The organism is Belnapia arida (assembly GCF_016773205.1).
Taxonomy (GTDB): domain Bacteria; phylum Pseudomonadota; class Alphaproteobacteria; order Acetobacterales; family Acetobacteraceae; genus Belnapia; species Belnapia arida.
Genome location: NZ_JAETWB010000008.1, coordinates 41,376 through 67,888, shown reverse-complemented (window position 1 = coordinate 67,888; position 26,513 = coordinate 41,376). Strand labels below are relative to the sequence as shown.

General features: G+C 71.5%; 25 protein-coding genes. 12 read left to right on the top strand and 13 right to left on the bottom strand.

What is annotated here, in order from left to right:
- The 3 genes from JMJ56_RS17145 to JMJ56_RS17135 are packed head-to-tail and all read right to left on the bottom strand — an operon-like array spanning position 1 to position 4,179.
- Positions 1–2,070, bottom strand: coding sequence for a hydantoinase/oxoprolinase family protein (locus tag JMJ56_RS17145; protein WP_202832995.1), 2,070 nt, complete (start codon positions 2,068–2,070; stop codon positions 1–3).
- The gene (locus JMJ56_RS17140) at positions 2,067–3,332 is read right to left on the bottom strand and encodes a hydantoinase/carbamoylase family amidase (protein ID WP_202832994.1); all 1,266 of its coding nucleotides are present in this window, start codon (positions 3,330–3,332) and stop codon (positions 2,067–2,069) included. The genes JMJ56_RS17145 and JMJ56_RS17140 overlap by 4 nt, the downstream gene beginning before the upstream one ends.
- A 55-nt stretch (positions 3,333–3,387) precedes the next feature.
- Positions 3,388–4,179, bottom strand: coding sequence for an SDR family oxidoreductase (locus tag JMJ56_RS17135; RefSeq protein ID WP_202832993.1), 792 nt, complete (start codon positions 4,177–4,179; stop codon positions 3,388–3,390).
- 105 nt (positions 4,180–4,284) lie between these two features.
- Between JMJ56_RS17135 and JMJ56_RS17130 the strand changes: the two genes are divergently transcribed.
- Positions 4,285–5,262 carry a 2-hydroxyacid dehydrogenase gene (locus tag JMJ56_RS17130; protein ID WP_202832992.1) on the top strand — a complete coding sequence of 326 codons (978 nt, stop codon included), beginning with the start codon at positions 4,285–4,287 and terminating at the stop codon, positions 5,260–5,262.
- Positions 5,263–5,275: 13 nt separating this feature from the next.
- On the opposite strand, the gene JMJ56_RS35300 is transcribed toward JMJ56_RS17130, so the two are convergent.
- From JMJ56_RS35300 to JMJ56_RS17115, 3 genes are all read right to left on the bottom strand, one after another.
- On the bottom strand, positions 5,276–6,829 hold the full coding sequence (locus tag JMJ56_RS35300; RefSeq protein ID WP_202832991.1) for an EAL domain-containing protein: 1,554 nt from the start codon (positions 6,827–6,829) through the stop codon (positions 5,276–5,278).
- Positions 6,830–6,894: 65 nt separating this feature from the next.
- Complete coding sequence (locus JMJ56_RS17120; protein ID WP_202832990.1) at positions 6,895–7,425, bottom strand: carboxymuconolactone decarboxylase family protein; 531 nt, start codon at positions 7,423–7,425, stop codon at positions 6,895–6,897.
- A gap of 125 nt (positions 7,426–7,550) precedes the next feature.
- Positions 7,551–8,126 carry a peroxiredoxin gene (locus JMJ56_RS17115; protein WP_202832989.1) on the bottom strand — a complete coding sequence of 192 codons (576 nt, stop codon included), beginning with the start codon at positions 8,124–8,126 and terminating at the stop codon, positions 7,551–7,553.
- Between the two features lie 161 nt (positions 8,127–8,287).
- Here JMJ56_RS17115 and JMJ56_RS17110 point away from each other — a divergent pair, with 161 nt between their 5' ends.
- The 3 genes from JMJ56_RS17110 to ykgO all read left to right on the top strand — a co-directional run bounded on the left by JMJ56_RS17110 (position 8,288) and on the right by ykgO (position 10,677).
- Positions 8,288–9,211, top strand: a complete 924-nt coding sequence (locus tag JMJ56_RS17110; protein WP_202832988.1) for a hydrogen peroxide-inducible genes activator — start codon at positions 8,288–8,290, stop codon at positions 9,209–9,211.
- A gap of 31 nt (positions 9,212–9,242) precedes the next feature.
- Entirely contained in the window at positions 9,243–10,460 is a 1,218-nt protein-coding gene (gene acdA, locus JMJ56_RS17105) for a 3-sulfinopropanoyl-CoA desulfinase (RefSeq protein ID WP_202832987.1), read from the top strand.
- Positions 10,461–10,551: 91 nt separating this feature from the next.
- Positions 10,552–10,677: a type B 50S ribosomal protein L36 gene (ykgO, locus tag JMJ56_RS17100; RefSeq protein WP_043337704.1), complete on the top strand. Its 126-nt coding sequence runs from the start codon at positions 10,552–10,554 to the stop codon at positions 10,675–10,677.
- A 70-nt stretch (positions 10,678–10,747) separates the two neighbouring features.
- On the opposite strand, the gene JMJ56_RS17095 is transcribed toward ykgO, so the two are convergent.
- Complete coding sequence (locus JMJ56_RS17095; RefSeq protein ID WP_202832986.1) at positions 10,748–11,104, bottom strand: hypothetical protein; 357 nt, start codon at positions 11,102–11,104, stop codon at positions 10,748–10,750.
- A 119-nt stretch (positions 11,105–11,223) separates the two neighbouring features.
- Between JMJ56_RS17095 and JMJ56_RS17090 the strand changes: the two genes are divergently transcribed.
- Together JMJ56_RS17090 and JMJ56_RS34880 are read left to right on the top strand one after the other, a co-directional pair.
- Positions 11,224–12,669 carry an FAD-linked oxidase C-terminal domain-containing protein gene (locus JMJ56_RS17090; protein WP_202832985.1) on the top strand — a complete coding sequence of 482 codons (1,446 nt, stop codon included), beginning with the start codon at positions 11,224–11,226 and terminating at the stop codon, positions 12,667–12,669.
- Entirely contained in the window at positions 12,666–13,829 is a 1,164-nt protein-coding gene (locus JMJ56_RS34880; RefSeq protein WP_202832984.1) for an FAD-binding protein, read from the top strand. The genes JMJ56_RS17090 and JMJ56_RS34880 overlap by 4 nt, the downstream gene beginning before the upstream one ends.
- A gap of 464 nt (positions 13,830–14,293) precedes the next feature.
- Here JMJ56_RS34880 and JMJ56_RS17080 read toward each other — a convergent pair whose 3' ends face one another.
- Positions 14,294–15,040 carry an SGNH/GDSL hydrolase family protein gene (locus tag JMJ56_RS17080; RefSeq protein WP_202832983.1) on the bottom strand — a complete coding sequence of 249 codons (747 nt, stop codon included), beginning with the start codon at positions 15,038–15,040 and terminating at the stop codon, positions 14,294–14,296.
- Between the two features lie 99 nt (positions 15,041–15,139).
- Between JMJ56_RS17080 and JMJ56_RS17075 the strand changes: the two genes are divergently transcribed.
- From JMJ56_RS17075 to JMJ56_RS17060, 4 genes are all read left to right on the top strand, one after another.
- Complete coding sequence (locus tag JMJ56_RS17075) at positions 15,140–16,351, top strand: OpgC family protein (RefSeq protein ID WP_202832982.1); 1,212 nt, start codon at positions 15,140–15,142, stop codon at positions 16,349–16,351.
- Positions 16,348–17,109, top strand: a complete 762-nt coding sequence (locus JMJ56_RS17070; RefSeq protein WP_202832981.1) for an SGNH/GDSL hydrolase family protein — start codon at positions 16,348–16,350, stop codon at positions 17,107–17,109. Before JMJ56_RS17075 ends, JMJ56_RS17070 begins: the two co-directional genes overlap by 4 nt.
- Positions 17,110–17,172: 63 nt before the next feature.
- Complete coding sequence (gene glcF, locus JMJ56_RS17065) at positions 17,173–18,489, top strand: glycolate oxidase subunit GlcF (protein WP_202832980.1); 1,317 nt, start codon at positions 17,173–17,175, stop codon at positions 18,487–18,489.
- A complete protein-coding gene (locus JMJ56_RS17060; RefSeq protein ID WP_202832979.1) occupies positions 18,486–18,713 on the top strand; it encodes a DUF2798 domain-containing protein in 228 nt (75 codons plus the stop codon). The genes glcF and JMJ56_RS17060 overlap by 4 nt, the downstream gene beginning before the upstream one ends.
- Before the next feature lie 4 nt (positions 18,714–18,717).
- On the opposite strand, the gene JMJ56_RS17055 is transcribed toward JMJ56_RS17060, so the two are convergent.
- Positions 18,718–19,803 carry a YihY/virulence factor BrkB family protein gene (locus JMJ56_RS17055; protein ID WP_202832978.1) on the bottom strand — a complete coding sequence of 362 codons (1,086 nt, stop codon included), beginning with the start codon at positions 19,801–19,803 and terminating at the stop codon, positions 18,718–18,720.
- A gap of 130 nt (positions 19,804–19,933) precedes the next feature.
- On the opposite strand from JMJ56_RS17055, the gene JMJ56_RS17050 reads away from it, so the two are divergent.
- A complete protein-coding gene (locus JMJ56_RS17050) occupies positions 19,934–20,920 on the top strand; it encodes a Bug family tripartite tricarboxylate transporter substrate binding protein (protein ID WP_202832977.1) in 987 nt (328 codons plus the stop codon).
- A 3-nt stretch (positions 20,921–20,923) separates the two neighbouring features.
- On the opposite strand, the gene JMJ56_RS17045 is transcribed toward JMJ56_RS17050, so the two are convergent.
- From JMJ56_RS17045 to sugE, 4 genes are all read right to left on the bottom strand, one after another.
- The gene (locus tag JMJ56_RS17045; RefSeq protein ID WP_043361736.1) at positions 20,924–21,652 is read right to left on the bottom strand and encodes a response regulator transcription factor; all 729 of its coding nucleotides are present in this window, start codon (positions 21,650–21,652) and stop codon (positions 20,924–20,926) included.
- Between the two features lie 147 nt (positions 21,653–21,799).
- Positions 21,800–22,321 carry a metallophosphoesterase family protein gene (locus JMJ56_RS17040; protein ID WP_202832976.1) on the bottom strand — a complete coding sequence of 174 codons (522 nt, stop codon included), beginning with the start codon at positions 22,319–22,321 and terminating at the stop codon, positions 21,800–21,802.
- Complete coding sequence (locus JMJ56_RS17035) at positions 22,318–24,213, bottom strand: DEAD/DEAH box helicase (protein WP_202832975.1); 1,896 nt, start codon at positions 24,211–24,213, stop codon at positions 22,318–22,320. The genes JMJ56_RS17040 and JMJ56_RS17035 overlap by 4 nt, the downstream gene beginning before the upstream one ends.
- 159 nt (positions 24,214–24,372) lie before the next feature.
- Positions 24,373–24,693, bottom strand: a complete 321-nt coding sequence (gene sugE, locus JMJ56_RS17030; protein ID WP_202832974.1) for a quaternary ammonium compound efflux SMR transporter SugE — start codon at positions 24,691–24,693, stop codon at positions 24,373–24,375.
- Between the two features lie 573 nt (positions 24,694–25,266).
- On the opposite strand from sugE, the gene JMJ56_RS17025 reads away from it, so the two are divergent.
- The gene (locus tag JMJ56_RS17025) at positions 25,267–26,484 is read left to right on the top strand and encodes a cytochrome P450 (RefSeq protein WP_202832973.1); all 1,218 of its coding nucleotides are present in this window, start codon (positions 25,267–25,269) and stop codon (positions 26,482–26,484) included.
- Positions 26,485–26,513 lie beyond the last annotated feature (29 nt).

The window sequence follows — 26,513 nt, the reverse complement described above, 5'->3', positions numbered from 1 at the left end:
TCACGCCTCCTGCACCAGGTCGAGATAGCCGAGCCCATCCATCCGGCAGGTCCACCCACGCCCGACCAGCGTGCTCGTCTCCGCCTCCGCCACGATGCAAGGGCCTCGCACCGTGGCCCCCGGCGCCATGGCCTCGCGGTCATAGACCGCCCAATCCTCCACCTCACCGGTCGCCGTGTCGCGCACCGCCTGGTGTCGGATGGGCGCGGGTGCGGGCGCATCCATCACTTCCGCCGCCGGTTCCACCGGTTCGGACAGCGTCGCCACGGTGACGGCGAAGCTCATGATCTCCACATCGCTGCCCGGCACCGGCCGGTCGTAGAAGCGGGAGTACTCAGCATCGTAGAGCGAGCGGATCTCCGGCACATCGGCTGGCGTCAGGTCGCGCGCTGGCAACGTCACCGCGATCTCATGCCCCTGGCCGACATAGCGCATATAGGCAATGCGGCCTTCGGTGGTGGGCGCGCCGAAGCTGCCCTCCGCCACCACCCGCGCGGCCTCGGCGGACATGGAGGCCAGCAGCGCGTTCACCGCCGCCACATCGAATGTGGCGAAGCGCTGGTAGAGACTCTTCACCACCTCATAGGCGACAGGCGCGCGGAGGAAGCCGATGGCGCTGCCGACACCCGCACCGCTCGGAACCAGCAGCCGCTTCACCCCGATCTTCTCGGCGACGCGGTAGCCATGCACCGGCCCGCCGCCGCCGAAGGCGATGATGGTCCGCCCGCCGAAGCCCTTGCCGCTCTCGATCGCATGCACGCGCGCGGCGTTCGACATGTTCTCGTCGACCATCTCGATCACGCCGAGCGCCGCCATCTCGGCCGACAGCCCGAGCCGCCCGCCGACCGCCGCCGCCAGCGCATCCCGCGCCGGCTCCGGATGCAGGCGCAGGTTGCCGCCGGCGAACAGCAGCGGGTCGTAGCGCCCGAGGGTGAGGTTGGCATCCGTCACCGCCGGCTTCGACCCGCCGCGGCCGTAGCAGGCCGGGCCCGGATCGGCCCCCGCGCTCTCCGGCCCGACGGTGATGCGCCCCATGCTGTCGACGGCCGCGATGGAGCCGCCGCCGGCGCCGATCTCCACCATCTCGATCACCGGGATGCGCAGCGGCAGGCCGGATCCCTTCTTGAACCGTCCGACGCGCGCCACCTCGAAGGTGCGGCTGGCCTGGGGCTGGTAGGCATCGATCAGGCAGACCTTGGCCGTGGTGCCGCCCATGTCGAAGGAGAGCACCTCGGTCAGCCCGCGCTGCCGCGCCACATGGGCGGAGAAAATGGCGCCGCCCGCCGGGCCGCTCTCCACCAGCCGGATCGGGAAGCGCGCCGCCGTCTCGAGCGAGGTGAGCCCGCCGCCCGAGAGCATCATGAAGAGCGGGCAGGCGAGCCCCGCCTCGCGCAGCCCGACCTCCAGCCGGTGCAGGTAGCTCGCCATCAGCGGCTGCACATAGGCATTGGCGACGGTGGTGGAGAAGCGCTCCCACTCCCGCATCTCCGGCGAGACCTCGGAGGAGAGCGAGACCCGCACCTCCGGCCAGAGCCGCCGGACGATCCCGGCCGCCTGCTGCTCATGCACCGGGTTGACGAAGCCGTGGAGGAAGCCGATGGCGACCGCCTCGATGCCCTCCTCCCGCATGAAGGCGACATGCCGTTCGACGGCGGCGGCATCCAGCGGCACCAGCACCTTGCCGGTATTGTCCAGCCGCTCGGCCACGGGCAGGCGCCAGCGCCGCGGCACCAGCGGCTGCGGCAGCTCGATGTTCAGGTCGTACTGGTCGTAGCGGCTCTCGTTGCCGAGCGCGAGGACGTCGCGGAAGCCCTCCGTCGTCAGCAGCGCCGTCTTCGCGCCCTTGCGCTCGATGACGGCATTGGTGGCGAGCGTCGTGCCGTGGATGACGAGGGCGATGTCGGCGGGGTTGAGCGCCGCCTTCTCAAGCACGACCCGCACGCCCTCCAGCACGCCGCGCTCCGGCGCCGCCGGGGTGGTCAGCACCTTGGCGGTCCAGCGGCCCTCCTCGGTCTCGACGGCGAGGTCGGTGAAGGTGCCGCCGATGTCGACGGCCAGCTTTGCACTCAAGAGCCATACTCCGCTGCGAAGCGCTGCGTCACCGCACACGCCTTCTCGAAATCCTCCATCCGCATGGCCTCATGCGGATTGTGGCTGCCGTTCTGGTTGCGGACGAAGAGCATCCCCGACGGGATGCCGGCATTGGCGAAGGCGCCGGCATCATGCCCGCCGCCCGAGGCCATCACCTTGGCCGGGATGCCGAGGGCGCCTGCCGCGCGCCGCAGCCCCTCCTGCACGCCCGCATCCATCAGCGCCGGCTTGCTGCCGCCCTCGGCGCCGAGTTCGAAGCGCACGCCGCGCCGCGCCTCGATCTCGGCCACCTTATCGTAGAGCACCTCGAAGAGCCGGTCGCAGTTGCGCAGGTCGACGCTGCGCACGTCGAGCATGAAGCTCGCCTCGCCGGCGATCTTGGTGAAGCCTGCCTCGGCCGTCGTCGCCAGCGTGCAGAAGGTGCAAACCATGGGGCGCCCCTCCGCATCCAGCCGGCACCAGGCCTCGTCGAGGGCGACCGCCAGCTCGGCGAGCGCGATGGCGGCATCGCGCCTGTACTTCCGCGGCGTGCCGCCCGAATGGTTGTACTCGCCGAGCACGCGGGCCGCCCGCAGCCGGCGGCTGCCGGGGATGCCTGTGACGATGCCGACCGGGACCTCCTCGGCATCCAGCACCGGCCCCTGCTCGATATGCACCTCGAGATAGGCGGCGACGTTGTCCGGCCCCAGCACGCGCTCGCCACGCTCGACGAAGCCGGGGTCGAAGCCCTCCTCCCGCATGTGGTCGGCGAGCGCCCTGCCGTTGTCCATCCGCTTTACGGCGAGCTCGGACGCCGCCAGCATCCCGAGCGCGCCGCGGCTGCCGGGATAGCTGGTCGGGAACCAGGCGCCCGCCTCCTCGGCCCGGGTCACCATGACGGTGATGTCCCGCGCGGGGGTGAAGCCGGCCCGCTTCATGCCGGCGACCGCGGCGAGCCCGGCCAGCACCCCCGCCGCGCCGTCGTAGTTGCCGCCCTGCGGCACGCTGTCCAGATGGCTGCCGAGAATGACCTGCTTCGCCCCCCGGTCGGCTCCCGGCAGGGTGAGGTAGAGATTGCCCACCGGGTCAGGTTTGGTCTCCAGTCCGATCGCCCCTGCCGCTTCCTTGACCAGCGCATGCGCCATCCGCTCGCCCGGCCCATAGGCCTCACGGGTGACGCCGACCCCGTCGAAGCTCCGCGCCCGCAATTCGGCGAAAAGCCGGTGGGCGAGTTCCACATCCGGGGTCAGGTTCGGCAGCATCCGTCCACTCCTTCATGCGACGCGGAATGCAAGTCCCGCGCCGCTTCGCCTCATCTCAGACCATGCCCCGCACGCGGCCGCCATCCACCCGGATCATGCTGCCGGTGATGTAGGCCCCCCGCTCGCTGGCGAGGAAGGCGCCCATCGGCCCGTAATCGGCCGGCAGGCCGAGCCGCCCGGCCGGGATCTCGGCGGCGGCCTCGGCCAGCGCCTCTTCCAGGCTGATGTTCTTCTGCTTGGCGCGCGCCGTGCTGGTCTGGGTCACGCGGTCGGTCTGGATGGTGCCCGGGGCGAGGACATTCATCGTCACCCCATCCGGCGCCACCTCGCCCGAGAGCGTCTTCAACCAGCCCCAGATCGAGGCGCGCAGCGTGTTGGACAGCGCCAGCGTCGGGATCGGATGCTGCATGCCGGTGCTGCCGACCACGATGACGCGGCCCCAGCCCCGCTCCCGCATCGCCGGGATCAGCCGGTTGGCGATGCGGATCGGCGAGACGACGATGTGCTGGAACCACTCGAACAGCGCCTCCTCGGTGATCTGCGAGGCGGTGCAGGGCGGCGGGCCGCCATGGTTCAGCACCAGGATATCCACGCCCCCCATGGCGGCGATCGCGCCATCCGCCAGCCGGTCCATATCGGCCGAACTGGCGACATCGGCGACGATGCCGCTGGCGGAGGGGGCACCGGCCGCCTTCAGCGCCGCCGCTGCCTCGTCGAGCCGCGCCTGGTCGCGGCCGCTGATGACCAGCGCCGTGCCCTCGGCCGCCAGCGCATCGGCAATCGACCGGCCGAGCCCCTTGGTGCCGCCCATGACCAGGGCGCGACGGCCCTTCAATCCGAGATCCATCCGTCCCGCTCCCTTATCCGAATGGCGCGACCCTGCCTTTGGCCGCCCTGGCTGGCAAGACGCCGTCCGGGTGGTAAGACAGGCCCAACCGAGGAGACGTCCCCCATGCCGAAGCCCATCCTGCTGGTGACCCGCAAGCTGCCCGAGGCGATCGAGGCCCGTGCCTCCCGCGACTACGACGCCCGGCTGAACCCGCAGGACGAGATGTGGGCGACCGACGGGGCCGAGATCGCCCGCCGGGCGCGGGAGGTCGGCGCCGCCGGCATCTTCGGCGCCGCCGGCGACGCTTTGGGCACCGCCTGCATCGAGGCACTGCCCGAGAGCGTGAAGGTCATCGCCACCTTCAGCGTCGGCTTCGACCATATCGACATCGCTGCCGCCAAGGCCCGCGGCATCGTCGTCGTCAACACCCCCGAGGTGCTGAGCTTCGCCACCGCCGAGACCGCCTTCACCCTGATGCTGATGGCCGCCCGCCGCGCCGGCGAGGGCGAGCGCATGGTCCGCGCCGGACAATGGAAGGGCTGGGCCCCGACCCAGCTCCTCGGCGTGACGCTGGAGGGCAAGAAGCTCGGCATCCTCGGCTTCGGCCGGATCGGGCGGGAACTGGCGGCGATGGCCCGTGGCTTCCGCATGGAGATCCACTATCGCGATATCCAGAAGCTGCCGCCCGAGGTGGAGCAGGGCGCCATCTATCACGACAACGAGGACAGCTTCCTCGGCGCCATCGACATCATCTCGATGCATGTGCCGGGCGGCGATGCCAACCGCCATTGGCTGAACGCCGAGCGCATCGCCAAGATGAAGAAGGGCAGCCTCGTCGTGAACAGCGGCCGCGGCGTCTCCGTCCACGACGAGTCGCTGATTGCCGCGCTGAAATCGGGCCATGTCCGCGCCGCCGGCCTCGACGTCTATGACGGCGAGCCGAAGGTGAACCCCGGCTACCTGGCGCTCGAGAACGTCGCCCTGCTGCCGCATCTCGGCAGCGCCACGATCGAGGTGCGGGATGCCATGGGCAATCGCGCCCTCGAGAACCTGGACGCCGTCTTGCTCAAGGGCACCGAGCCGCCGCACCGCGTCGCCTGAATGGGGCGGGGGCCTAGCCCCGCCCCGGCAACGGCCCGGGCCGGCCGTACAGCCAGCCCTGGCCGAGTTCCACGCCGAGCGTCCGCATCAGCCCGGCCTCCTCCTCCGTCTCGATATGCTCGGCGACCACCTGGGTGCCGAGCCCATGCGCCAGGTCGACCATGGAGGCGATGATGGCGCGGTCCTTCTCGCTGCGCCTGGCGTGGCGGACATAGGCACCGTCGATCTTCACGTAATCGACCCGCAGCAGCCGCAGGTAGCGGAAGGTCGCGGCGCCCGCGCCGAAGTCGTCGATGCAGAGCGGCAGGCCGCGCGTGCGGAGCGCGGCGACGCTGCGGCCGGCCTCCGTCTCGTTCTCGATTTCCGCGCTCTCGGTGATCTCCAGCATCAACCGGTCGACCAGCAAGGGCTCGGTATCGAGCAGGGCGAGCAGGGCGCCGCGGAAGCTCGGGCTCTGCAGCGACAGGCCGGAGATGTTGGCGGCGATCCGGGTGTTGCGGGCAAGACGCGCGGCGGCGCAAACGCTGCGCAGCACCGCCCAGTCGAGCTCCGCCGACAGCCCGAGCGCCTCGGCCAGCAGCACGAATTGCTGGGGGTCCTGCGGTGCCTCGCCGCCCGGCTCCGGCCGCATCAGCGCCTCGTAGTGATGCGTCTGCCCGGTCGAGAGCGAGGCGATCGGCTGGAAGGCAAGGCGGAAGCGGCTGTCGGCAATGGCCTGGCGCAGCCCCGCCGCGCGGGTATAGGCATGGGCCACGAAGCCGTTCAGCCCCTTGTCGAATCCCGCCTCCACCACCGCCGCCACGCCGCCGCGGTTGAAGGCGGAGAGGGCGTAGCGCAGCGCCCGCGTCGCCTGCATCGGCGTAAGCCCGGGCGCCTCCAGCGGCAGGCTGGTGGCGTTGACCGATGCGGCATGCCCGGCCTCCTGCAACAGGCCCTCCAGTTGCCGCCCGACCGCGCCGGGGTCCACCCCCTGGCCGATCACGCCGTAGCGGCCGGGGCCGAGCGCGCCGGCGCGGCTGCTGGGCGGCAAGGCGCCTGTCAGGTGCTCGTCGATCACCGCCGCGGCCTCGGGCCTCGCCGCGGTGATCTCGATCAGGCCGAGCTGGCCCGCGGCCCCGTCCGTTTCCAGGCTGTGGCGGAATTCCGCCGCATCGGCCAGCGCCGGCCGGGCCGCCCATTGCGGCGTAGGGGCGATGCTGATGCAGAAGCTGTGGCAGTCCTGCCGCGACCGCCGCAGCCCGCCGATCGAGACCGGCGTGCCCGTGGCATCGTTCAGCCGGAAGCCGGTCGGCGCCATCCGGTCCCTGGCGAGAAGCAGGCTGAAATGGGCGTCGAAGGTGGCACGGTCGGCCAGCGCCACCAGTTGCCGCACCGGCTGCCCGATCCAGGCCTCAGGCGGCTGGCCGAGGCGGCTCTGGAAGGCGCCGGCGGCGAAGCCGATGCGGCCTTCCGGCGTCACCTCCACCAGCAACTCCGCCGCAGCCAGGGCGAAGGTCAGAAAAAGCTCCCGATCCGCCGCCTTGAGGGGGGCGACAAAAGCGATGGTATCGACGCCGTCAGGACTCACTCAGGGCGCTCCCCATCCTCGGTTCCAGTTCCGAGGATGGGCCAGTCTGGTTAAAGCGCGGTGAATCAGGCCGCGAGAGCGGCCTCGCCATCGAGGGTCGCGGCCGTCGCATGTACCACGGCGGCGATGCGGACGGCGGCCTGGATGGCCTCCTTCGAGACGCCATGCGTCAGCAGCGTCTTCTCATGTGCTTCCATGCACATGCCGCAGCCGTTGATGGCGGAGACGGCGAGCGACCAGAGCTCGAAATCCACCTTCTCGACGCCCGGCTTCGCCATGACGTTCATCCGCAGCTTGGCCGGCATGGTGTTGTAGTCGCCGACGACCAGGTGGGTGAAGCGGTAGTAGATGTTGTTCATCCCCATGATCGAGGCTGCGGCCTTGGCGGCGGTCAACGCATCCGGGCTCAGCTTCGGGCCGAACTCGGCGAGGATGTCGCGGATGACGTCCGGGTTGCGGGAGGCCAGCGCCGAGACGACGAAGGTGCCGGCGCGCTGCTGCTCGGTGAGCACCGGCTCGGTCGAGAGGCTGCCGAGGTTGAGCTTCTGGTCCTTGGCGTAGTCGGGCAGGCGGTTGCGCAGGGCTTCCAGCGACATGGCTTGGCTCCTTCCGAGGTTTTTGTATGAAGGGTGAGCGGAGCGGACCGCAGCAGGTCCGTTCGGCCGACCCTCTCCCAAGCGGGAGGTGGGGTGAGGGGGGCTGAACGCCCCCCTCGGCCAGATCAGGCGGCCTTCTCGAACAGCTTCTGGGCGTCGAGGGCTTCCTGGCCCTTGTTCCAGTTGCAGGGGCAGAGCTCGTCGGTCTGCAACGCGTCGAGCACGCGCAGCACTTCCTGCGGGTTGCGGCCCACGTTGAGGCCGTTCACCGAGGCCCACTGGATGGTGCCGTCCGGATCGACGATGAAGGTCGCGCGAAGCGCCACGCCCTCCTCCTTGTGGAGGATGCCGAGGGCCTCGGAGAGCTCGCGCTTGACGTCGGCCAGCATCGGGATCTCGAGGTTCTTGATGTCCTCGTTGTAGACGCGCCAGTTCAGGTGGACGAACTCGCTGTCGGTCGAGGCGCCGTAGACCACGGTGTCACGGTCGGCGAATTCGCCGGCGAGCTTGCCGAAAGCCGCGATCTCGGTCGGGCAGATGAAGGTGAAGTCCTTCGGCCAAAAGAAGACGACCTTCCACTTGCCGGCATCGGACTGGGAGGTGATCTCGGTGAAGGACTTGCCGGGGCCGGCGAGGCCCTCGGGGCCGGCCTTGACGGCGGTGAGGGCGAAGGACGGGAACTTGTCGCCGACGGTCAGCATGCGGGATATCCCCTCAGGTTATGGTCAGGGTCATAAACGGAACCAACGGGACAGGCTCCCTTGGCTCGCTGCCGCTTATGACGCAATGCAGCAAATCGGTCCAATGAATAGTTTTTGGCATTACGATTGACGAGCTCGATCAAACAAGCCAAGTCCTCTGCATGCTTTCCCTGCCCAGCCCGCAGCAGCTCCGCTACCTGCTGGCGCTTGCCGATCATGGCCATTTCGGTCGCGCGGCCACCGCCTGCGCGGTGACGCAATCGACCCTTTCGGCCGGCATCATCGCCCTCGAACGCCAGCTCGACGCCCATCTGCTGGAACGCGGCCCGGCGAAGCGCCCGGTCTTCACCCCGCTCGGGCTCGAGGTGGTCGGCCGTGCCCGCACCGCACTCTCGGCGCTGGAGGCGGTCGCGGAGACGGCGGCGGCGGCGCGGGACCCGCTCTCCGGCCCGCTCCGCTTCGGTGTCATCCCGACCATCGGCCCCTTCCTGCTGCCGCGGCTGATGCCGGCCCTGCGCCAGGCCTTCCCGCGCCTCCGCCTCTGGCTGCGGGAGGACCAGACGGAGCGCTTGGTCGCCCAACTCGAATCCGGGCGACTCGACCTGCTATTGGTCGCCCTGCCCTGCGCCTGCGGCGAAGCCGAGACGCTGCCGATTGCGGCCGACCCTTTCCTCGCGGCGCTCCCCACTGGCCATCGGCTGGCGGCGAAGGAGCGGGTGCCGGTCGCGGCGCTGGGCGCCGAGCGGCTGTTGCTGCTGGAGGACGGGCATTGCCTGCGCGACCATGCGCTCGACGCCTGCGGCCTGCCGCGCGGGGTGCTGCCGGCCGAGGACGGCATCGCCGCCACCTCGCTGCATACATTGGTGCAGATGGTCGCCGGTGGCCTCGGCGTGACCCTGCTGCCGCAAATCGCGGTTGCGGGCGGCGTGCTTGCCGGCGCCGCGGTCGAGATCAGGCCGCTGGAGCAGGAGGGCGGCGCCCCGCCGAGCCGCAGCCTGGCCCTGGCCTGGCGCCCGAGCAGCCCGCGCGCGGCGGAATTCCGTGGCCTCGCGCCTGCCATTGCGGCGGCGCTGCAGGCGGCTTAACCCTGTCGGCAACGGCCGGGGAGCAAACGCTATGGACGGGTTGACCACGGAGCAGGCACGCCTCCGCGACCGGGCGCGGGAGGTGGCGCAGGAGGCCGCAGCCCAGGCCGCCGCGACCGACCGCACCGAGCAGTATCCCTGGCCCATGGTCCGCCGCATGCAGGAGGCTGGGCTGATGGGCCTAACCATCCCGCGCGAATGGGGCGGGCCGGGCCTCTCCTACTTCGACGCCGCCCTGGTGATCGAGGAGCTCTCCGCCGCCTGCGCCGTCTGCGGCCGCATCGCGGTCGAGAGCAACATGGGCGCGCTTGGCGCCGTCATGGCCTATGGCAGTCCGGAGCAGCGGCGCCTCGCCGCCGGGCTGGTGCTCGGGGGCGACAAGCCCGCCATCTGCATCACCGAGCCCGAGGCCGGCTCCGCCGCGACGGAGATGACGACGCGGGCCGTCCGCCGCGGCGATGGCTGGGTCATCGACGGGGTGAAGCACTGGATCACCGGCGGTGGCGTCTCCCGCCTGCACCTCATCTTCGCCCGCGCCTTCGAGGAGGGGCGGGACCTCGGCATCGGCGGCTTCCTCGTGGTGCGGGAGGGCGAGCGGGACCCGCCCGGCCTCGTCATCCACCGCCGCATCCCCTCGATGGGGCTGAAGGGCATGCCGGAGGCGGAAATCCGCTTTGAAGGGCTGGTCGTGCCGGATGCAATGGTGCTGCACCCGCCGGGCGGTTTCGCCCGCGGCTTCGGCCGCCTGATGGATGCCTATAACGGCCAGCGCGTCGGCGCCGCGACGGTCGCGCTCGGCATCGCCGCCGGGGCTTACCGGCAGGCGCTCGACTATGCCGGGCGGCGGCACCAGTTCGGCCGGCCGATCGCCGAGTTCCAAGGCGTCGGCTGGATGCTGGCCGACATGTCGATCAAGCTGGAGGCAGCGCGCGCCCTGATCTGGCGCGCCGCGCGCAGCGCCGGCCCGGCCGGCTTCCCGGACCGGCTGGCGGCGGCCCAGGCCAAGGTGCTGGCGGCCGATACCGCCATCGAGGTCACCAACAATGCCCTCCAGCTCTGGGGCGCCGCCGGCTACAGCCGGGAGAACCCGCTGGAACGGATGGTGCGGGATGCGCGGATGTTCGCCATCGCCGGCGGCACCGCGCAGGTGCTGCGGACCCAGGTGGCGGAGCAGGTTCTCGGCCGCAAGCTGCCGCAGACCCGCGACGGCTTCCTGCGCCAGGCGGCGGCGGAGGCCGGTCGCGATTGACTCAGGCAGGGGCTTCGCTTATCCCGCGCCCTCTCCGGCGGTGGTGCGAGCCCCCGCCGCAACCCCTTCGCCTTGCCAGTGAGTCCGCGTCATGAAGATCCGCAACAGCCTCAAGACCGCCAAGACGCGCGACAAGAACTGCGTGGTGGTGCGCCGCCGCGGCCGCCTCTACGTGCTGAACAAGAAGAACCCGCGCCTGAAGGCCCGCCAGGGCTAAGCAGCGGCCCCAGGCCGTCCATCCGGGGTTCGGACCCGCCGCCGGCATCGCCGCGGCGGGTTTTTCTGCGTCATTGGGGCTTGAGCGTCTCGGTCCCCAGTCCGCCGCCGGTGGTCCAGGTGCCGCGCAGGCTGCCATCCGGCTCCACGCCGTAGATCGCAACACCCGGCCGGTTGTCCACCACGAAGGAGATGGCCAGCATCCCGCTCTGGATCAGGCCGAGGCCGATGATCTGCGCGTTGCCGACGAGCCAGCGGGCGAGCCAGGCGCCATTCGGCCCCTCGCGCAGTTCGAAGTCACCCTCGTAGGGAGTGCCGTCGGGGTTCTGTCCCTCGATCGCGTAGCGGCCTTCGCGGAGCTGGGCGAAGGCGGCAGGGGCGATGGCGAGCAGGCCGAGGGCCAGCAGGAGGACGCGGCGCAGGGACAAGGGAGGCTCCGGGAGGAAAAGGCGGCGGAGAGTGACGCCGCGACCCTGCCGGAGCAAGCCCGGCGCTTGCCCCACGCGCCCCACCTGCCCATTTTCAACGGAACGGAGGACCGCGCGCCATGATCGACCTGCCCGCCCCGAAGCCCGATGTCATGGCCCGCCGCGAGGAGCTGCTGGCCGGGCTGCGCGCCCTGCTGCCCGGCGACGGCGTCATCACCGAGCCGGCCCGCGTGAAGCCCTACGAGACGGACGGGCTCTCGGCCTATCGGCAGCCGCCGCTGGCCGTCGCCCTGCCGCGGACGACGGAGGAGGTGGCGGCGATCCTCGCCTTCTGCCACCGCAACGGCGTCCGCGTGGTGCCGCGCGGGGCGGGTACGAGCCTCTCGGGCGGGGCGCTGCCGCTGGCCGATTCCGTCGTGCTGGGGCTGATGCGGATGAACCGGATCATCGAGGTCGATTACGCCAACCGCCTGGCCGTGGTGGAGGCGGGCGTCACCAATCTCGGCATCACCAACCATATCGCGGCCGATGGCTTCTTCTACGCGCCCGACCCTTCCTCGCAGCTCGCCTGCATGATCGGCGGCAATGTCGGGATGAACTCGGGCGGGGCGCATTGCCTGAAATACGGCGTCACCGCCAACAACCTGCTCGGCCTCAAGATCGTCACCGTCGAGGGCGAGATCGTCGATATCGGCGGGCGGCACCTCGACGCGGCGGGGTATGACTGGCTCGGGCTGCTCACCGGTTCCGAAGGGCAGCTCGCCGTCGTGACGGAGGTGACGGTGCGCATCCTCCACGCGCCGGAGGGGCAGCGGGCGATGCTCGCCGCCTTCAAGGGCACCGAGATCGCGGGGGCGGCGGTCGATGCGATCATCGGCAGCGGCATCATCCCCGTCGCGCTCGAGTTCATGGATCGGCCCTGCATCCATGCCTGCGAGGCCTTCGCCCATGCCGGCTACCCGCTGGACGCCGAGGCCATGCTCATCATCGAGGTCGAGGGCAGCGTCGAGGAGCAGGACATGCTGCTCGGCAAGCTGAAGGAGATCTGCTCCCGCTTCGATCCGATCAGCCTCAAGGTCGCGCAGACGGTGGAGGAGAGCCTGGCGATCTGGAAGGGGCGGAAGGGCGCCTTCGGCGCGGTCGGCCGCATCTCGCCCGACTATCTCTGCATGGACGGCACCATCCCGACCGGCGAGCTGCCGCATGTGCTGCGCCGCATCGGCGAGATGAGCGCGGAGTACGGGTTGCAGGTCGCCAATGTCTTCCATGCCGGCGACGGCAACCTGCACCCGCTCATCATGTTCGACGCCAATGATGCCGAGAGCTTCCGCCGCGCCGAAGCCTTCGGCGCCGACATCCTGAAGCTTTGCGTCGAGGTCGGCGGCTGCCTCACCGGCGAGCATGGCGTCGGCGTCGAGAAGCGGGACCTGATGCCGGTGCAGTTCACCCCCTTCGAGCTGGACCAGATGCGCGCGCTGAAATCGGCCTTCGACCCGCAATGGCTGCTGAACCCGGCCAAGGTCTTTCCGCTCGCCGGCAACCCGGTGCTGCGGCAGGCGGCATGACCTCGCTCATCGCGCCGGCCGATGAGGCGGGGGTTGCGGCGGCGGTTGCCGAGGCGGCGGCGGCGGACGAGCCGCTGGCGGTCGAGGGGCGCGGCACCAAGCGGGCGATGCTGCGGCCGGTGCAGGCGGCGCGGACCCTCTCGCTGCGCAACCTTTCCGGCATCACCCTCTACCGGCCGCAGGAGCTGATCCTCTCCGCCCGGGCGGGCACGCCGCTGCCGGAGATCGAGGCGGCGCTGGCCGAGCGGGGGCAGCAGGTGATCGCCGAGCCGCCGGGCCTCGGCGCCCTGTTCGGCACGGGCGAGCCGCCGACGCTGGGCGGCCTCGTCGCCACCAACCTCTCCGGGCCGCGCCGCATCACCGCCGGCGCCATGCGCGACCATGTCATGGGTATCCGCGCGGTGAACGGGCTCGGCGAGGTGTTCCGCAATGGCGGGCGGGTGCTGAAGAACGTCACCGGCCTCGACCTCTGCAAGCTGCTGACCGGGGCGCATGGCACGCTTGGCGTCATCACCGAGGTGACACTGAAGGTGCTGCCGGCGGCCGAGCGGAGCGGGACGCTCGCCATCGCCGTGCCGGACCTGGAGACGGGGGTGCGGGCGCTCTCGGCCGGGCTCGGCAGCTCCTATGGGGTGAGCGGCGCGGCGCTGCTGGCGGGCGAGGCGCCGCGCGCCCTGCTGCGGATCGAGGAGTTCGCCGAGTCCGTCGCCTACCGGCTCGGGCGGCTGCGCGAGGCGCTGGGGCGGTTCGGCGATGCCGCGCTGATCGAGGATGCGGAGAGCCGCGAGCTGTGGCGCGGCATCCGCGAGGCGGAGCCGCTCGGCGCCACGGCCGAGGATGCGGTGTGGCGCGTCTCCGTCCAGCCAAGCGCGGGGCCGGGCGTGGTCGCGGCGGCGGGGCTGCCGCGGGCGCTACTCGACTGGGGCGGCGGCCTCGTCTGGCTGGCGGGGCCGGCGACGGCGGAGGCGCATCGGCAGGTCATGGCGGCGGCGGGGGCGGCGGGTGGCAGCTTCACCCTGTTCCGCGCGCCGGAGCCGCTGCGCGCGGCCGTGCCGGTGCTGCCGGAGGAGGCGCCGGTGCTGGCCGCGATCCGCGGGCGCATCCGTGCGGTGATGGACCCGAGGGGCATCCTCAGCCCGGGGAGGATGTACGCCGGGTAGGGAACGTGTTGCGGGGTGGCGACGGCGCTCGATGCCGTCCATGGCAAGGACGTGGCCTTCGACGCCACCTCGCCGGGGATGCGGTAATCCCGACGGCTTCGGCGATGCCGCCAGGGGAAGGCGGGATGAGCGGCACCCACCCTGTGTTCAACAACCAGGCCCGGCGGCAGGTGGGCGCGCTCATGCCCGACTTGAACGCGCTGGCGGCAGAGGTCGAGGCGCATCATGCCGCGACGGGGCCATGGTGCCTCTGGGGCGAGGGAGGCCGGCGGCCTTCAAACCCTCAACCGGTTGAGGGCCGGCAGGACCAGGGCGTTGAGTTGCCTCGGCTTCTGGGTGGGGTTTGAGGATTTAAAGCATTGAGGGTGCTTCTGGCCCGGGTTCGGAGAAGCCGAGGCACCTGCCGGAATTTGACAATATTCCTATAGCCTCGGCGAGGCGCCGGGGGCAAGGGAAACCCGGCCTCAGCGGCCGGCGATGCGGCGGGGGCCTGTGGCGTCCACCATGGCATGGGTGAGGGCCTGGGCCAGGCAGTCGTAGCCATGGTCGTTGTGGTGTAGACCGTCGGGGCCGATCATCTCGGCACTCGGCGTGCCGGCCGCGGCCCAGGCCTCCATCAGCGCGGCACGGGAGAAGAGCGGGACGTGCAGGCGCGCGGCGGTGTCGCGGATCGCGCGGTCGAAGCGCTCGAAATTCGGGCTGGCGAGAATGCGGGGGGCACGCTGGCTGTCCATCAGCACCACGTCGACGCCGAGGGCGCGGAGGCGCTCGATGCCGTCCTCCAGCAGGGCGGTGAAGGCCTCGGGCGCCATGCCGCGCAGCACCGCGTTGGCGCCGGCCTGCCAGATGACGAGGGTGGGGCGGGCCTGGATCACGTCCGCCTCCAGTCGGGCCATCATCTCCGTGACGTCCTCGCCGCCGCGGCCGCGGTTCAGCACGGTGAGCCGGGCCTCGGGCAGGGCGGCGTGAAGCCCGGCCTCGAGCCGGGCGGGGTAGGTCCGGTCCTGGCCGGTGGCACCGGAGCCCTCGGTGGAGGAGGAGCCGAAGGCAATGACCGTCACCGGCCGGCCCTGGCCGAGCGCGGCACGGGTGGCGGGGAGGGAAAGGCGCTGGGCCGGGGCGGAGGGGCAGGGCTCCTCCGCACGGAGCGGAACCGGGCCGGTGAGCAGCAGGGCAAGGCCGAGCAGCAAGGCGGGGGGGAGGGCACGCATCCCCCCACGCTGCCGCAAGCGGGGGCGGCGCGCCAGTGCCGAAACGCCATGGCTTGCGTCCTGGCCGCAGGGCAGCCATGTGTCGGCCCGGAGGTGGCGATGCGGGGGCTCATCCGGGGCATGCAACCGGTGGCGGGCAAGCCGGTCCGCGACCTCCGGGCCGATGTCTTCCGGGGCATCGCCCTCTGGTTCATCCTGATCGACCACATCCCGGGCAACTGGCTGGGCGGGCTGACCCTCAGGAACGTCGCGCTCTGCGACGCCACGGAGGCCTTCGTGCTGCTGGCCGGCTATGCGGCGGGGCTGGCCTACGGGGCGGTGCTGGACCGCAGGGGCTGGGCCTTCGCGGCGGCGGCGCTGCTGCGGCGCCTCGGCACCCTCTACGTCGCGCATATCTTCCTCTTCGTCGTTTTCACCGCCCAGGTCGGCTATTCCGCCGCGGCGCTGGAGAGTTCGGCCTACCTGGACGAGATGCACCTCGATGCATTCGGCGAACAACCCTATCTTGCGTTGCTTCAGGCTTTGTTACTTCGCTTCCAGCCGGCCTTCCTCGACATCCTGCCGCTCTACATCGCGCTGCTGCTGATGCTGGTGCCGGCGCTGCCGCTGCTGCGGCGGCCGCTGCTGCTGCTGGGGCTTTCCGGCCTGGCCTATGCCGGGGTGCGGGTGCTCGACATCAACCTGCCGAATTGGACCGGGGGCGGCTGGTTCTTCAACCCGCTGGCCTGGCAGCTGCTGTTCTTCACCGGGGCGTTGCTCGGCTATGTGCCGCGGCGGCGGAGGCCGGCGCCGGCGGTGCCCTTTCATCCGCTGCTGATCGGGGCGGCGGTGGCGGTGCTGGTGCTCGGCCTCGGCATCGTGCTGCTCGGGGATTACGGCGAGCAGTGGCTGGCGGCGCTGCCGCAGCCGCTGGCCGACCTGCTGACCACCATCGACAAGACCGGGCTGCACCCGTTCCGGCTGCTCTCGGTCCTCGCCCTGGCCTATCTGGTCGGGCATGCGGTGCCGCGGGGGGCGCATTGGCTGCGGAGCCGGGCGGCGACGCCCTTCGTGCTGATGGGGCAGCACGGGCTGCCGGTGTTCTGCGCCGGCATCTTCCTCGCCTTCCTCGGCCGGCTGGCGCTGGAGATGGATGACCGCTGGCCGATGCAGCTGGCGGTGAACCTGGCGGGGCTGGCATCGCTCGTTTCGATCGGCGTCGTCGGCGCCTGGTACCGGATGCGGGAACGGGGCGATTCGCCACAGCACGCAACGAATCCGGTGCCTGTCGGCTTGCGGGTGCCGGTTGAGTCTACTACGACAGTGACATGACCCTCGGCGCCGGCCGTGTCCTGTTGCTGCTTGGCTTGCTTCTGGCCTCGCCTCCCGCGCGGGCCGGCGGCATGGCCTGCGACGCGCCGCCGGATCTGCTGGCCGCCAATGCCGCCCTCCCGGCGACGGCCAGGGCAGCGACCGGGGGGAGCCTCCGCATCCTCGTCGTCGGCAGCGCCTCGGTGCTGGGGCCGGGGACGAGCGGGCCCAGCGCGGCCTGGCCGGCGCGGCTGGAGGCGCTGATCCGGGCGCGGGTGCCGCAGATCAGGCTCGAGGTGGTGACGCGGGGCGCGCGGGGCCTGACCACCGCGGAGACCGGGGCGATGATCGCCGCCGAACTGGCGCGGGAGCCCTTCAACCTGGTGCTCTGGCAGGCGGGGACGGCGGAGGCGGTGCGCGGCCTCGACCTCGACGAGATGGTGGAGGAGCTGAACGAGGGCCTCGGCCGGATCGTCGCCGCGGGGGCGGATGCGGTGCTGATGGACCAGCAATTCTCCCGCTTCATCCGGGCCAATGCCAATGTCGATGCCTACCGGGATGCGCTGCGGCTGACGGCGGCGGCGCATGGCGTGCCGGTGCTGCGGCGGTGGGACCTGATGCAGGCCTGGGCGGAGGCGGACATCGTCGATATCGAGCGGGCCGGACGGCACGAGAAGGTGGCGGCGACGGACAAGCTCAACGATTGCCTGGCGCAGGCGATGCAGGCGCTGATCCGCGACGGGGTGGCGGAGGCGCGGGGGCGGCCAGGGCAGAGATAAGGGGGCGGAGGCAGAGTTCGTTCGCCCTGTTCGGGGGCGCACGGGGCGGCCTATATCTGTGTCATGCAAACCCATTTCTCGCCGGAGCAGTTGCAGGACCCCGACACGCGGGAGAGCAACGGCATCCTCCGCACCTGCGTCCATTGCGGCTTCTGCACCGCCACCTGCCCGACCTTCCTGCTGCTGGGCGACGAGCTCGACAGCCCGCGGGGGCGCATCTACCTCATCAAGGACATGCTGGAGGGGGGCAAGCCCGCGACCGAAGAGGTGGTGCGGCATGTCGACCGCTGCCTCTCCTGCCTGTCCTGCATGACGACCTGCCCCTCGGGCGTGAACTACATGCACCTGGTCGACCATGCGCGGCGCTACATCGAGGAGACCTATGACCGGCCGTGGCACGAGCGGGCGCTGCGGCGGGTGCTCAGCGGGGTGCTGCCTTATCCGAAGCGGTTCCGGGCGGCGCTTGCCGGGGCGCGGCTCGGGCGGCCGCTGGCGGGGCTGATCCCCGGCGCGCATGTGCTGGCGCAGCGGATGCGGGCGATGCTGCGGCTGGCGCCCGGCGCGCTGCCGCCGCCGAGCCCGATGCAGGCGCCGCAGGTGCATCGCGCGGAGGGCGAGCGGCGGGGGCGCGTGGCGCTGCTGACGGGCTGCGCACAGCAGGTGCTGGCGCCCTCCATCAACGAGGCGACGATCCGGCTGCTGACGCGGATGGGGATCGAGGTGGTCATCACCCGCGAGCAGGGCTGCTGCGGGGCGCTCGACCACCACATGGGCCAGCACGACCCGGCGATGCGGCTGGCGCGGGCCAACATCGCCACCTGGAGCCGGGAGATCGAGGGCGAGGGGCTGGACGGCATCGTCATCAACACCTCGGGCTGCGGGACGACGGTGAAGGATTACGGCTTCATGTTCCGGACAGAGCCGGAGGCCGAGGCGGCGGCGCGGGTGGCCGGGCTGGCGATGGATGTCTCCGAGGCGCTGGTGAAGTTCGGCTACGCGCCGAGCCGGGAGGCGCCGGGGCTGACCGTCGCCTATCACGCGGCCTGCTCCCTGCAGCACGGGCAGCGGGTGACGGCGGCGCCGAAGCAGCTGCTGACGCGGGCGGGCTTCGCCGTGAAGGAGCCGGCCGAGCCGCATATCTGCTGCGGCAGCGCGGGCACCTACAACCTGCTGCAGCCGGAGATCGCGGGGCAGCTGCGGGCGCGGAAGCTCGGCAACATCGAGCGGACGGGGGCGGACCTGATCGCGGCGGGGAATATCGGCTGCCTGACGCAGCTGGCGGGCGACCGGATGCCGGTGGTGCATACGGTCGAGCTGCTGGACTGGATGGCGGGCGGGCCGGCGCCGCCGGCGGTGGCCGCGGCCCAGCGGGCGGCGTGATCCCGGCCCGCTACGGGGCGCTGCTCTTCCCGCTGGTCATGACCTTCTTCATGGCCGGCGTGGTCTCGGCGCTGCTGACCCTCGTCAACCTTGGCCCGCAGCCGGACTTCCTCCTGCTGTGGCTGGTGAACTGGGTGCTTGCCTGGTGCTTCGCCTTTCCCGCCGCGCTGCTGGCGATCCCGCTCGCGCGGCGGATCGTCGGCTGGCTGACCGCGGCGGGGTAGGGCATCAGGCGACCGTGTCGGCCATCTTCGCCCCACGCGTGCCCATCGGGCGCTCCGGGCCGCTGGTGGTGTCGCGCTCGGTCTGGTGTTCCATCTCGGCATCCAGTTCCGCCCCGGCCAGGACCACGGTGGAGGAAAGCCAGGTCCAGGTCATGAAGCCGACCACCGCGCCGAGCGAGCCATAGGTCTCGTTGTAGTTGCCGAAATTCGAGACGTAGTAGGAAAAGCCGAGCGAGAAGGCGACGAAGCCGATGGCGGCGACGGCGCTGCCCCAGCTCACCCAGCGCCACTGCGCGCGGTCGCGGCTCGGCCCGAAGCGGTAGACGAAGGCGAGGAAGAGGCCGAGTGCCGCCAGCAGCACCGGCCAGCGGCCGAAGCCGAGCAGCGTGGCGATGGGCCCCTCGATGCCGAGGAAATGCAGCGCGATCGGCAGGACGACGACGCCGGCCATCGCCAGCAGGATGAAGAGGATGCCGCAGAGGGTGAAGGCCAGCGTCACCGCGTTGCGAAGGAAGAAGCCGCGGCGCTCCTTCTCCGAGTAGACGACGTTCAGCGCGTCGACGAGCGCCTTCATCGCCTGGTTCGAGGACCAGAGCGAGGTGGCGATGCCGATCACCGCGCCGATGCCGAGGCTCGTGCCGCCCTTGGAGACGATGCGCTTCACCTGCTCGTCGATGATCTGCATGCCGCCTTCGGGGACGATGATGGCGACGGCGCGGAGATGCTCGCCGATGGTCGCCGGGTCGGCGAAGAGGCCGTAGATGGAGATCAGCGCGCCGATCGCCGGGAAGAGCGCGAGCAGGGTGTAGAAGGTGATGCCGGCGGCCTCGGTCAGCACGCGGTCCTCGGAGATCTGCGCGACGGTGCGCTTCAGGATGTCCCACCAACCGCGGGCGGGGATCTGTGCCGGGTGGGCGGCGAGGCGGCCCCGGTCATCGGCGCGGGTGGCGGCAGCGGGCGCGGGGGCGCCAGGGCGGCGGGTACGCTGCGGCTGGCCCTGCGGGCGGCCGGCGCCGAAGAGCAGGGTGGCGCCGGCGGCCAGGGCGACGGCAGTGGCGAGAATGGCGTTGGGCTGGGAGTCGGACCGCATGTCGGCTCTCCAAGGATCGGATGTCGTACCGGTGAACGCGCCGATGGCGCTTGGGTGCCCGGCCCATCGCGAATTGCGCTCGCGGTGATTCAGGGGCCTTCTGGCAGCCATGCACGGGAGGATGTGCGCGATGCATCTGCGACGCCGATGGCTGCTGTCCGCCCCGGTCCTCGCCTTGCCGCCGGCCGGGGCGCGGGCGGCCTGGCCGGAGCGGCCGGTCAGCCTGGTCGTGCCCTTCCTCGCCGGCGGCTCGACCGATATCGCGGCGCGGATCATGGCGGAGCGGATGGCGCCGCAGCTCGGGCCCTCGGCGCGGATCGTGGTCGAGAACCGGGCGGGGGCGGGGGGCTCGGTCGGGTCCGACTGGGTGCGGCACCGGCCGGCCGATGGCCATACGCTGCTGCTGGCCAGCGCCTCGGCGCTCGGCACCAACCCGGCGGCGCTGCCGGAGCAGACGCCTTATGATCCGGTGGAGGACTTCACCGCCATCGCGCTGATCGGCGGCGGGCCGATGGTGCTGGTGGTGCCGGCCGCCTCGCCCTTCCGCGACGTTCGGGGGCTGCTGGAGGCCGTCAGGGCGAAGCCGGGGCAGATGACCTGGGCCACCTCGGGGGCGGGCGGCATCGGCCATCTCACCGGCGAATATCTCAAGCTTCGCGCCGGAGGGCTCCGGGCGGAGCACGTGCCCTATCGCGGCGGCTCGGCGGTCATGGAGGCACTGGCGAAGGGCGAGGTGGATTACTCGCTTGAGGTGCTGGCCTCGGTGGCGCCGCATCTGCGCGACGGGCTGTCGCGGGGGCTCGCGGTGAGCTCGCTCGGGCGGCATCCGCTCTTCCCCGACATCCCGACGCTCGACGAGAGCGGGTTGCCGGGCTTCGAGGTGACGACCTGGAACGTGCTGGTCGGGCCGCGCGGCCTGCCGGAGCCGGTGGTGGCGCGGCTGGCGGCGGCGGCGGGGGCGGTGCTGGCCGACCCGGTGGCGGCGGGGCGGCTGGCGGCGGCCGGCGTCGATCCGGCCGGGCCGGGGACGCCGGCGGCGACCCGGGCCTTCCTGGTGGCGGAGCGGCAGAAATTCACCGGCATCGTCGAGCGGGCCGGGCTCCGCCTCGGGCGGTGACGGCTATGCCGCGCGGCGGGCCATCATGCGGGAGGTGGCGACCGGGTTCAGCCGGTAGCCGCCGCTCTCGGTGACGAGGAGGCGGTTGTCCGCCGGGTCGGTCTCGATCTTCTGCCGCAGGCGGTAGATATGCGTCTCCAGCGTGTGGGTGGCGACGGCGGCGTTGTAGCCCCAGACCTCGCTCAGCAGGATCTGGCGCGGCACCGGGCGGCCGCCGGCGCGGTAGAGGAATTTCAGGATCGCCGTCTCCTTGTCGGTCAGGCGGACCTTGCGCTTGCGCTTCGGCTCCAGCAGCAGGCGGGCGCTCGGGCGGAAGATGTAGGCCCCGATCGGGAAGACCGCATCCTCGCTGTTGTCGAAGACGCGCAGCTGGGCGCGCATCCGGGCCATCAGCTCGGAGATGCGGAAGGGCTTGGCGATGTAGTCGTTGGCGCCGGCATCGAGGCCGCGGATGACATCGGACTCCGCATCGGCACCGGTCAGCATCATGATCGGCATGCGGCGGCCCTCGCGGCGGAGGGTGGCGCAGAAGTCGCGGCCGTCGCCGTCGGGCAGGCCGACATCGAGCAGGACGAGGTCGTAATGCGTGTCGGCGGCGAGGCGGCATTCGGCCTCGGCGAGGCATTCCGCCTGGTCGGCCACGAACTCGCAGCCATAGCCTAGCTGTTCCGCCAGGGTGGCGCGCAGCATGGCATCGTCCTCGACGATCAGCACCCGGCGAAAGGCGGACATGGGTCTTCTCCGTTATTGGTGCGACCGGCCTGTTGCCCGCCGCCTGTTCCGATGGCGGGGAAGGTAAGCCCGGGTCATCGCGGGGCGATGTGATGCAAGTCACAAATACCGCGCTGATTGTCGCAAATGTCCCGCCGGGGGCCTTGTTCAGGACTTCGGCCGGGCCGGCTTCCGCTGGGCAGCCTCGAGGATCCCAGCGAGGGTGACGGGGCGGAAGTCCCAGGCGTCGACGCCGACATCCGCCTGCCGCGGCAGGGGCTTGAGGCGGCCGTGGCTGTGGCCGTGCAGGTTCAGCCAGCCACGGCTCATGTTCCGCCAGGTGCGGAAGGCATAGTGGCAGAGGACGAGGTTGTGGCCCTCGAGCGAAAGCTCCGCATAGGGCTGGATGCTGGCCCATCCCGTCAGGGCGAGGGTCGACGGGCCGTCGTTGTTGCCGGTGACGAGGTGCTTGCGGCCGTGCAGGCGGCCAAGCAGGGCGGCGAGCGCCTCGGGCTTCGGGCCGATGGCGAAGTCGCCGAGATGCCAGACCTCGTCATCCGGGGAGACGGCCTCGTTCCAGCGTTCGGCCATCGCCATGTCCATCTCCGGGACCGAGGCGAAGGGGCGGCGGTAGAGGGCGCGGGCGCCGGCATGGCCGAAATGCGTGTCGGCGGTGAAGAAGGTGGTCACTGCGCCGCCCTGCGGCCGACCGGCGGGCGCCAGTCGCGGCGCTGGCGCGCGGCCCAGCCGAAGCGGTGGTCGCCCTCCAGCAGGTGCAGATGCTCGCGCAGACGGTTGCGGCCGAGCCAGGCGCGGGCGGCTTCCAGCTCCTCCACCGACATCTCGCCGCGGCCTTTGCCGAGCACGCGTTTCAAGGCGGCATTGTAAGCGTGGTAGAGGCTGGCGCCGCGCGGGATGGCGCCCGACAGGCCCTCGGCCGAATCCTCCACCGCCTGGGCCGCGACCAGGTCGCCGAGCTGGTGGCGCAACTGGCGCTCGGCGCGGGAGGGGGTTAGGAGGTCGCCCTGTTCCTCCTCCGGGGTGCGCGCGGCGGCGAGGCCGGCGGCGAGGTCGGGGCCGGGGCGGAGCGTGCTGAGGCGAAGGGTCAGCGCATTGCTCTCGAGCGGGATGATGCCCTGGCGCTCGCGGGCCTCGGCCAGCTCGTCCTCCAGCCAGTCGGGCAGGGCCAGCGCCGGCTGGCGGGGCGGGCGGCGGTCGGGCTTGGCGCGGGTGCCCTGCTCGCGCTCCATCCGCCAGCGGAAGCGGGCGAAGAGCGGGTCGTCCGGGTGGAAGACCAGGGCGCGCTGGGACTCGTAGGGGCCGGCGCGCGGATCGACGCGGGTGGCGCGGGCGACCATCTGCTCCAGCCAGGGGCGGGAGCGGATATGGGTGAGCGCCGCGACCACGGCGACCTCCGGCGCATCCAGGCCCTCATAGGCCATGGCGACGGTGACGAGGATGGAGGGCTCCGGCGTCAGGCGGAAGGCGGCGAGCGTCTCCTGCGCGCCTGGCTCGTCGGAGACGGCGAGCGCCACGCTGCCGCCCTGGCCCGGCGGCACCCAGTGGCGCAGCAGGTCGAGGTAGCGGCGCGCCTCGCGCTGGTCCGGGGCGACGACCAGCAGCTTGCCAAGGCCGCGCGGCGTCTCGCCCGGCGCGGCGCCGAGGGCGCTGCGGCGCTCGGCGCGGAGGCTGCGCGTCGCCAGGAAGGCGCGGCGCAGCAGCCCCTCGGCGAAGCCGGTGCGGAGCGCGGTGAAGAGGGCGGGGCGCGTCGCCTCATGCGGGGCGGGAGCGCGGAGGCGGTGCGGGCCGAGGCGCGGGCGCTCGCCGCCGCCTTCCGGCTCCGGGCCGAGCCAGGCGGCCTCGCCGTCGAGGGCGCCGAAGGAGACGGGCAGGACGGCGCGTTCGGCCAAGGCGCGCGCGCGACTGTAGCCGACCACGGCCCAGCCGGGCGCGGCGAGGTCCACCTCCTGTTTCCCCCCGGCGGCGCGGCGGTAGGGCAGCCAGAGGATGCGGCGGCCATCGGCGCGCTCCAGCGTGCCGGAGAGCAGCAGGCGCACGCCAGCGAGGGAGAGCAGCGGCTCGATCGGGGCGGACCAGGCGGCGGCCGCGTCGGCGGCGTTGTCGCGGCCGCCGGCGGCATCGGCCTCGGCCAGTGCGGGGAGGTGGTGGACCTCGTCGACGACGAGGAGGTAGCGGTGGCGCCGGAAGGCGGCGAGGTGGAGGTCGGGCGCGGCGGCGATGCCCTGGTAGGTGGTGACATAGCCGGCGAGGCCGCGGCAGGGGTCGCCCGGGCTGTTGTCGGCGGCGCGGACGGACAGGTCATGGCCGAGGGCGGTGCGCCAGGCCGGGTCGGCGAAGGCTTCCTCCGCCTGGAGGCGGAGGCTGTCGCGCGGCACCACCCAGCAGACGCGCTCGCAGAGGCCGGCGCCGATCAGCGCATTGGCGGCCAGCACCGGCAGCAGCGACTTGCCGCCGCCCGGCGTGACCGCGGCGAGGATGTCGCGCAGCCCCCCGGCCTCGCCCGCGGCGATGGCCTGGACGATGGCGAGAAGCTCGCTCTGGTGGCTGCGCAGGGATCGCATGCAGGACCGCGACTCGGAGGAGCCTAGAATCTTGAAGTTGCATGGATTCCCTGTCGAGCGCCTTTCGCCTGGCGGTGCGCCGGCAGCTGCGGCCTCGATCCAGACGGCGGGGCAGACGGTCCCCATCGTCCCGTGGCGGTGGCCGCGTGCCCCGATGCGCTAGGCGGGACTGGACAGCTTCATCAGCAGGATGCCGCTCACGATCAGCCCGGCCGCGAGCAGACGCGGCAGGTTCACAGCCTCACCGAGAAAAGCGATGCCGACGATGAACGCCCCCACCGCACCGATGCCCGTCCACACGGTGTAGGCAGTGCCGAGCGGGAGCACCCGCATGGACCAGGCGAGGAGGCCGAAGCTCACCAGCATTCCGACCAGGGTGACGATGGAGGGCCAGAGGCGCGTGAAGCCTTCCGACTGCTTCATGGCGGAGGCCCAGACGACCTCGAAAAGACCCGCGATGAAGAGAATGATCCAAGCCACGGCAGCCTCCTGCGAACAAGCTGCCGGGCCGTCCCGGACCTGAACCCACGAAGGGGGAGGACGTGGCCTCGCGCGGGACATTTGGAGCGACGAAGGCGGGCCGTCAACGTCTCCTGTCAGTCCCGCTTTGCCGCTTCACGAATACCGTTCAATTAGTCCCAAGTCATAAATCGAGGCAGAAACCCGATCCCGCGCCTGCTGTCGCATTCGAGGCGCCGATCCGGTGTCTGCGGTCCCGTTTGGACTTCAGGCGTTCACCGCAGCCCGAAGAAGGATAGTACCGCCACGACAACGACAACGAGGCCAACGATGTAGATGATATTGTTCATGCTAATGCTCCATTGTTCGCTATAGAGACCGATTGCGCCGGCCGCAGACCATAAGTGTTGCGATGCGGTTCGGTTCCCCAACAGCACCGCCAGCCGCCCCGTGGCTCCGGAATCCCCTGGCTGGTCCGTCTGGGGCAGCCAGCCGCGCCAGATGCGCCTCGCGTGAACCGGGGATGCGGCTTTCCGCGGTCCCCGGCCATCAAACCGTTTTCCTGCCTCCCGGAGCGGGCTCTAAGCTCTGGGCATGACCGCCGATCCTGCCCTGGCCGAGGGTTTCGACCTTCGCCGCCTCGATGCTGCCTTCTATGCGGACCCCTTCCCGGTCTACCGGGCGTTGCGCGAGCACCAGCCGGTGAAGCGGCTGGCGGATGGCTCGCTGTTCCTGACGCGCTGGGCGGATCTCGACCGCATCTACCGGGACACCAGGATCTTCTCCTCCGATAAGCATAAGGAGTTCCGGCCGAAATACGGGGCGAGCCCGCTCTACGAGCATCACACGACAAGCCTCGTCTTCAACGATCCGCCGCTGCACACGCGGGTCAGGCGGCTGATCGCGGGGGCGCTGATGCCGCGGGCGATTGCGGCGATGGAGCCGGGGCTGCATGCGTTGGTCGGGCGGCTGCTGGATGCGGTGGCCGAGCGGGGCGAGGCCGACCTGATCGAGGATTTCGCGGCGGCCATCCCGATCGAGGTGATCGGCAATCTGCTCGGCGTGCCGGTGGAGGAGCGGGGGCCGCTGCGCGGCTGGTCGCTCGCCATCCTCGGCGCGCTGGAGCCGGTGGTGACGCCGGAGGCGGCCACGCGGGGGAATGCCGCCGTGAGCGACTTCCTCGACTACCTGCGCGGGCTCGTCGCGCGGCGGCGGGCGCGGCCGGGGGATGCCGCGACCGATGTGCTGACGCGGCTGATCGAGGGCGAGGCGGATGGCGAGCGGCTGACCGAGCCGGAGTTGCTGCACAACTGCATCTTCCTGCTCAATGCCGGGCACGAGACGACGACGAACCTCATCGGCAATGGGCTGGAGCTGCTGATGCGCTTCCCCGATCAACGGGCGCGGCTGCTCGCGGAGCCGGGGCTGATCGGGACCGCGATCGAGGAATTCCTGCGCTACGAAAGCTCGAACCAGCTCGGCAACCGGCGGGCCGTGGCGGGAACGGAGGTCGGCGGGGTGGCGGTGGCGCCTGGGACGCTGCTCACCCTCTGCATCGGCGCGGCGAACCGGGACCCGGCGCGGTTCGAGAATCCCGACGGGCTCGATGTCGGGCGGCAGCCGAACCGGCACCTCGCCTTCGCCGGCGGGCCGCATATGTGCGCAGGCATGACCCTGGCGCGGTTGGAGGGGCGGATCGCCATCGGCGCCTTCCTCCGACGCTTCCCGGGGTATGGGCCGGTGGGAGAGGCGGTGCGGGGCGGGCGGGCACGGTTCCGGGGCTTCCTCTCGCTGCCGGTGCGGGTGGCATGATACGAAGGGGCAAGGGATGGAGCTTCGCC

Bases quoted from the DNA above. Each gene is read 5' to 3' on its own strand.
- JMJ56_RS17045 (WP_043361736.1), bottom strand. From the start codon at position 21,652: ATGTCCGCCTTTCGCCGGGTGCTGATCGTCGAGGACGATGCCATGCTG.
- JMJ56_RS17090 (WP_202832985.1), top strand. From the start codon at position 11,224: ATGATCGACCTGCCCGCCCCGAAGCCCGATGTCATGGCCCGCCGCGAG.
- JMJ56_RS17070 (WP_202832981.1), top strand. From the start codon at position 16,348: ATGACCCTCGGCGCCGGCCGTGTCCTGTTGCTGCTTGGCTTGCTTCTG.
- JMJ56_RS17130 (WP_202832992.1), top strand. From the start codon at position 4,285: ATGCCGAAGCCCATCCTGCTGGTGACCCGCAAGCTGCCCGAGGCGATC.
- ykgO (WP_043337704.1), top strand. From the start codon at position 10,552: ATGAAGATCCGCAACAGCCTCAAGACCGCCAAGACGCGCGACAAGAAC.
- JMJ56_RS17055 (WP_202832978.1), bottom strand. From the start codon at position 19,803: ATGCGGTCCGACTCCCAGCCCAACGCCATTCTCGCCACTGCCGTCGCC.
- JMJ56_RS17115 (WP_202832989.1), bottom strand. From the start codon at position 8,126: ATGCTGACCGTCGGCGACAAGTTCCCGTCCTTCGCCCTCACCGCCGTC.
- JMJ56_RS17140 (WP_202832994.1), bottom strand. From the start codon at position 3,332: ATGCTGCCGAACCTGACCCCGGATGTGGAACTCGCCCACCGGCTTTTC.
- acdA (WP_202832987.1), top strand. From the start codon at position 9,243: ATGGACGGGTTGACCACGGAGCAGGCACGCCTCCGCGACCGGGCGCGG.
- JMJ56_RS17050 (WP_202832977.1), top strand. From the start codon at position 19,934: ATGCATCTGCGACGCCGATGGCTGCTGTCCGCCCCGGTCCTCGCCTTG.
- JMJ56_RS34880 (WP_202832984.1), top strand. From the start codon at position 12,666: ATGACCTCGCTCATCGCGCCGGCCGATGAGGCGGGGGTTGCGGCGGCG.
- glcF (WP_202832980.1), top strand. From the start codon at position 17,173: ATGCAAACCCATTTCTCGCCGGAGCAGTTGCAGGACCCCGACACGCGG.
- JMJ56_RS17120 (WP_202832990.1), bottom strand. From the start codon at position 7,425: ATGTCGCTGGAAGCCCTGCGCAACCGCCTGCCCGACTACGCCAAGGAC.
- JMJ56_RS17135 (WP_202832993.1), bottom strand. From the start codon at position 4,179: ATGGATCTCGGATTGAAGGGCCGTCGCGCCCTGGTCATGGGCGGCACC.
- JMJ56_RS17110 (WP_202832988.1), top strand. From the start codon at position 8,288: ATGCTTTCCCTGCCCAGCCCGCAGCAGCTCCGCTACCTGCTGGCGCTT.
- JMJ56_RS17025 (WP_202832973.1), top strand. From the start codon at position 25,267: ATGACCGCCGATCCTGCCCTGGCCGAGGGTTTCGACCTTCGCCGCCTC.
- JMJ56_RS17080 (WP_202832983.1), bottom strand. From the start codon at position 15,040: ATGCGTGCCCTCCCCCCCGCCTTGCTGCTCGGCCTTGCCCTGCTGCTC.
- JMJ56_RS17035 (WP_202832975.1), bottom strand. From the start codon at position 24,213: ATGCGATCCCTGCGCAGCCACCAGAGCGAGCTTCTCGCCATCGTCCAG.
- JMJ56_RS17075 (WP_202832982.1), top strand. From the start codon at position 15,140: ATGCGGGGGCTCATCCGGGGCATGCAACCGGTGGCGGGCAAGCCGGTC.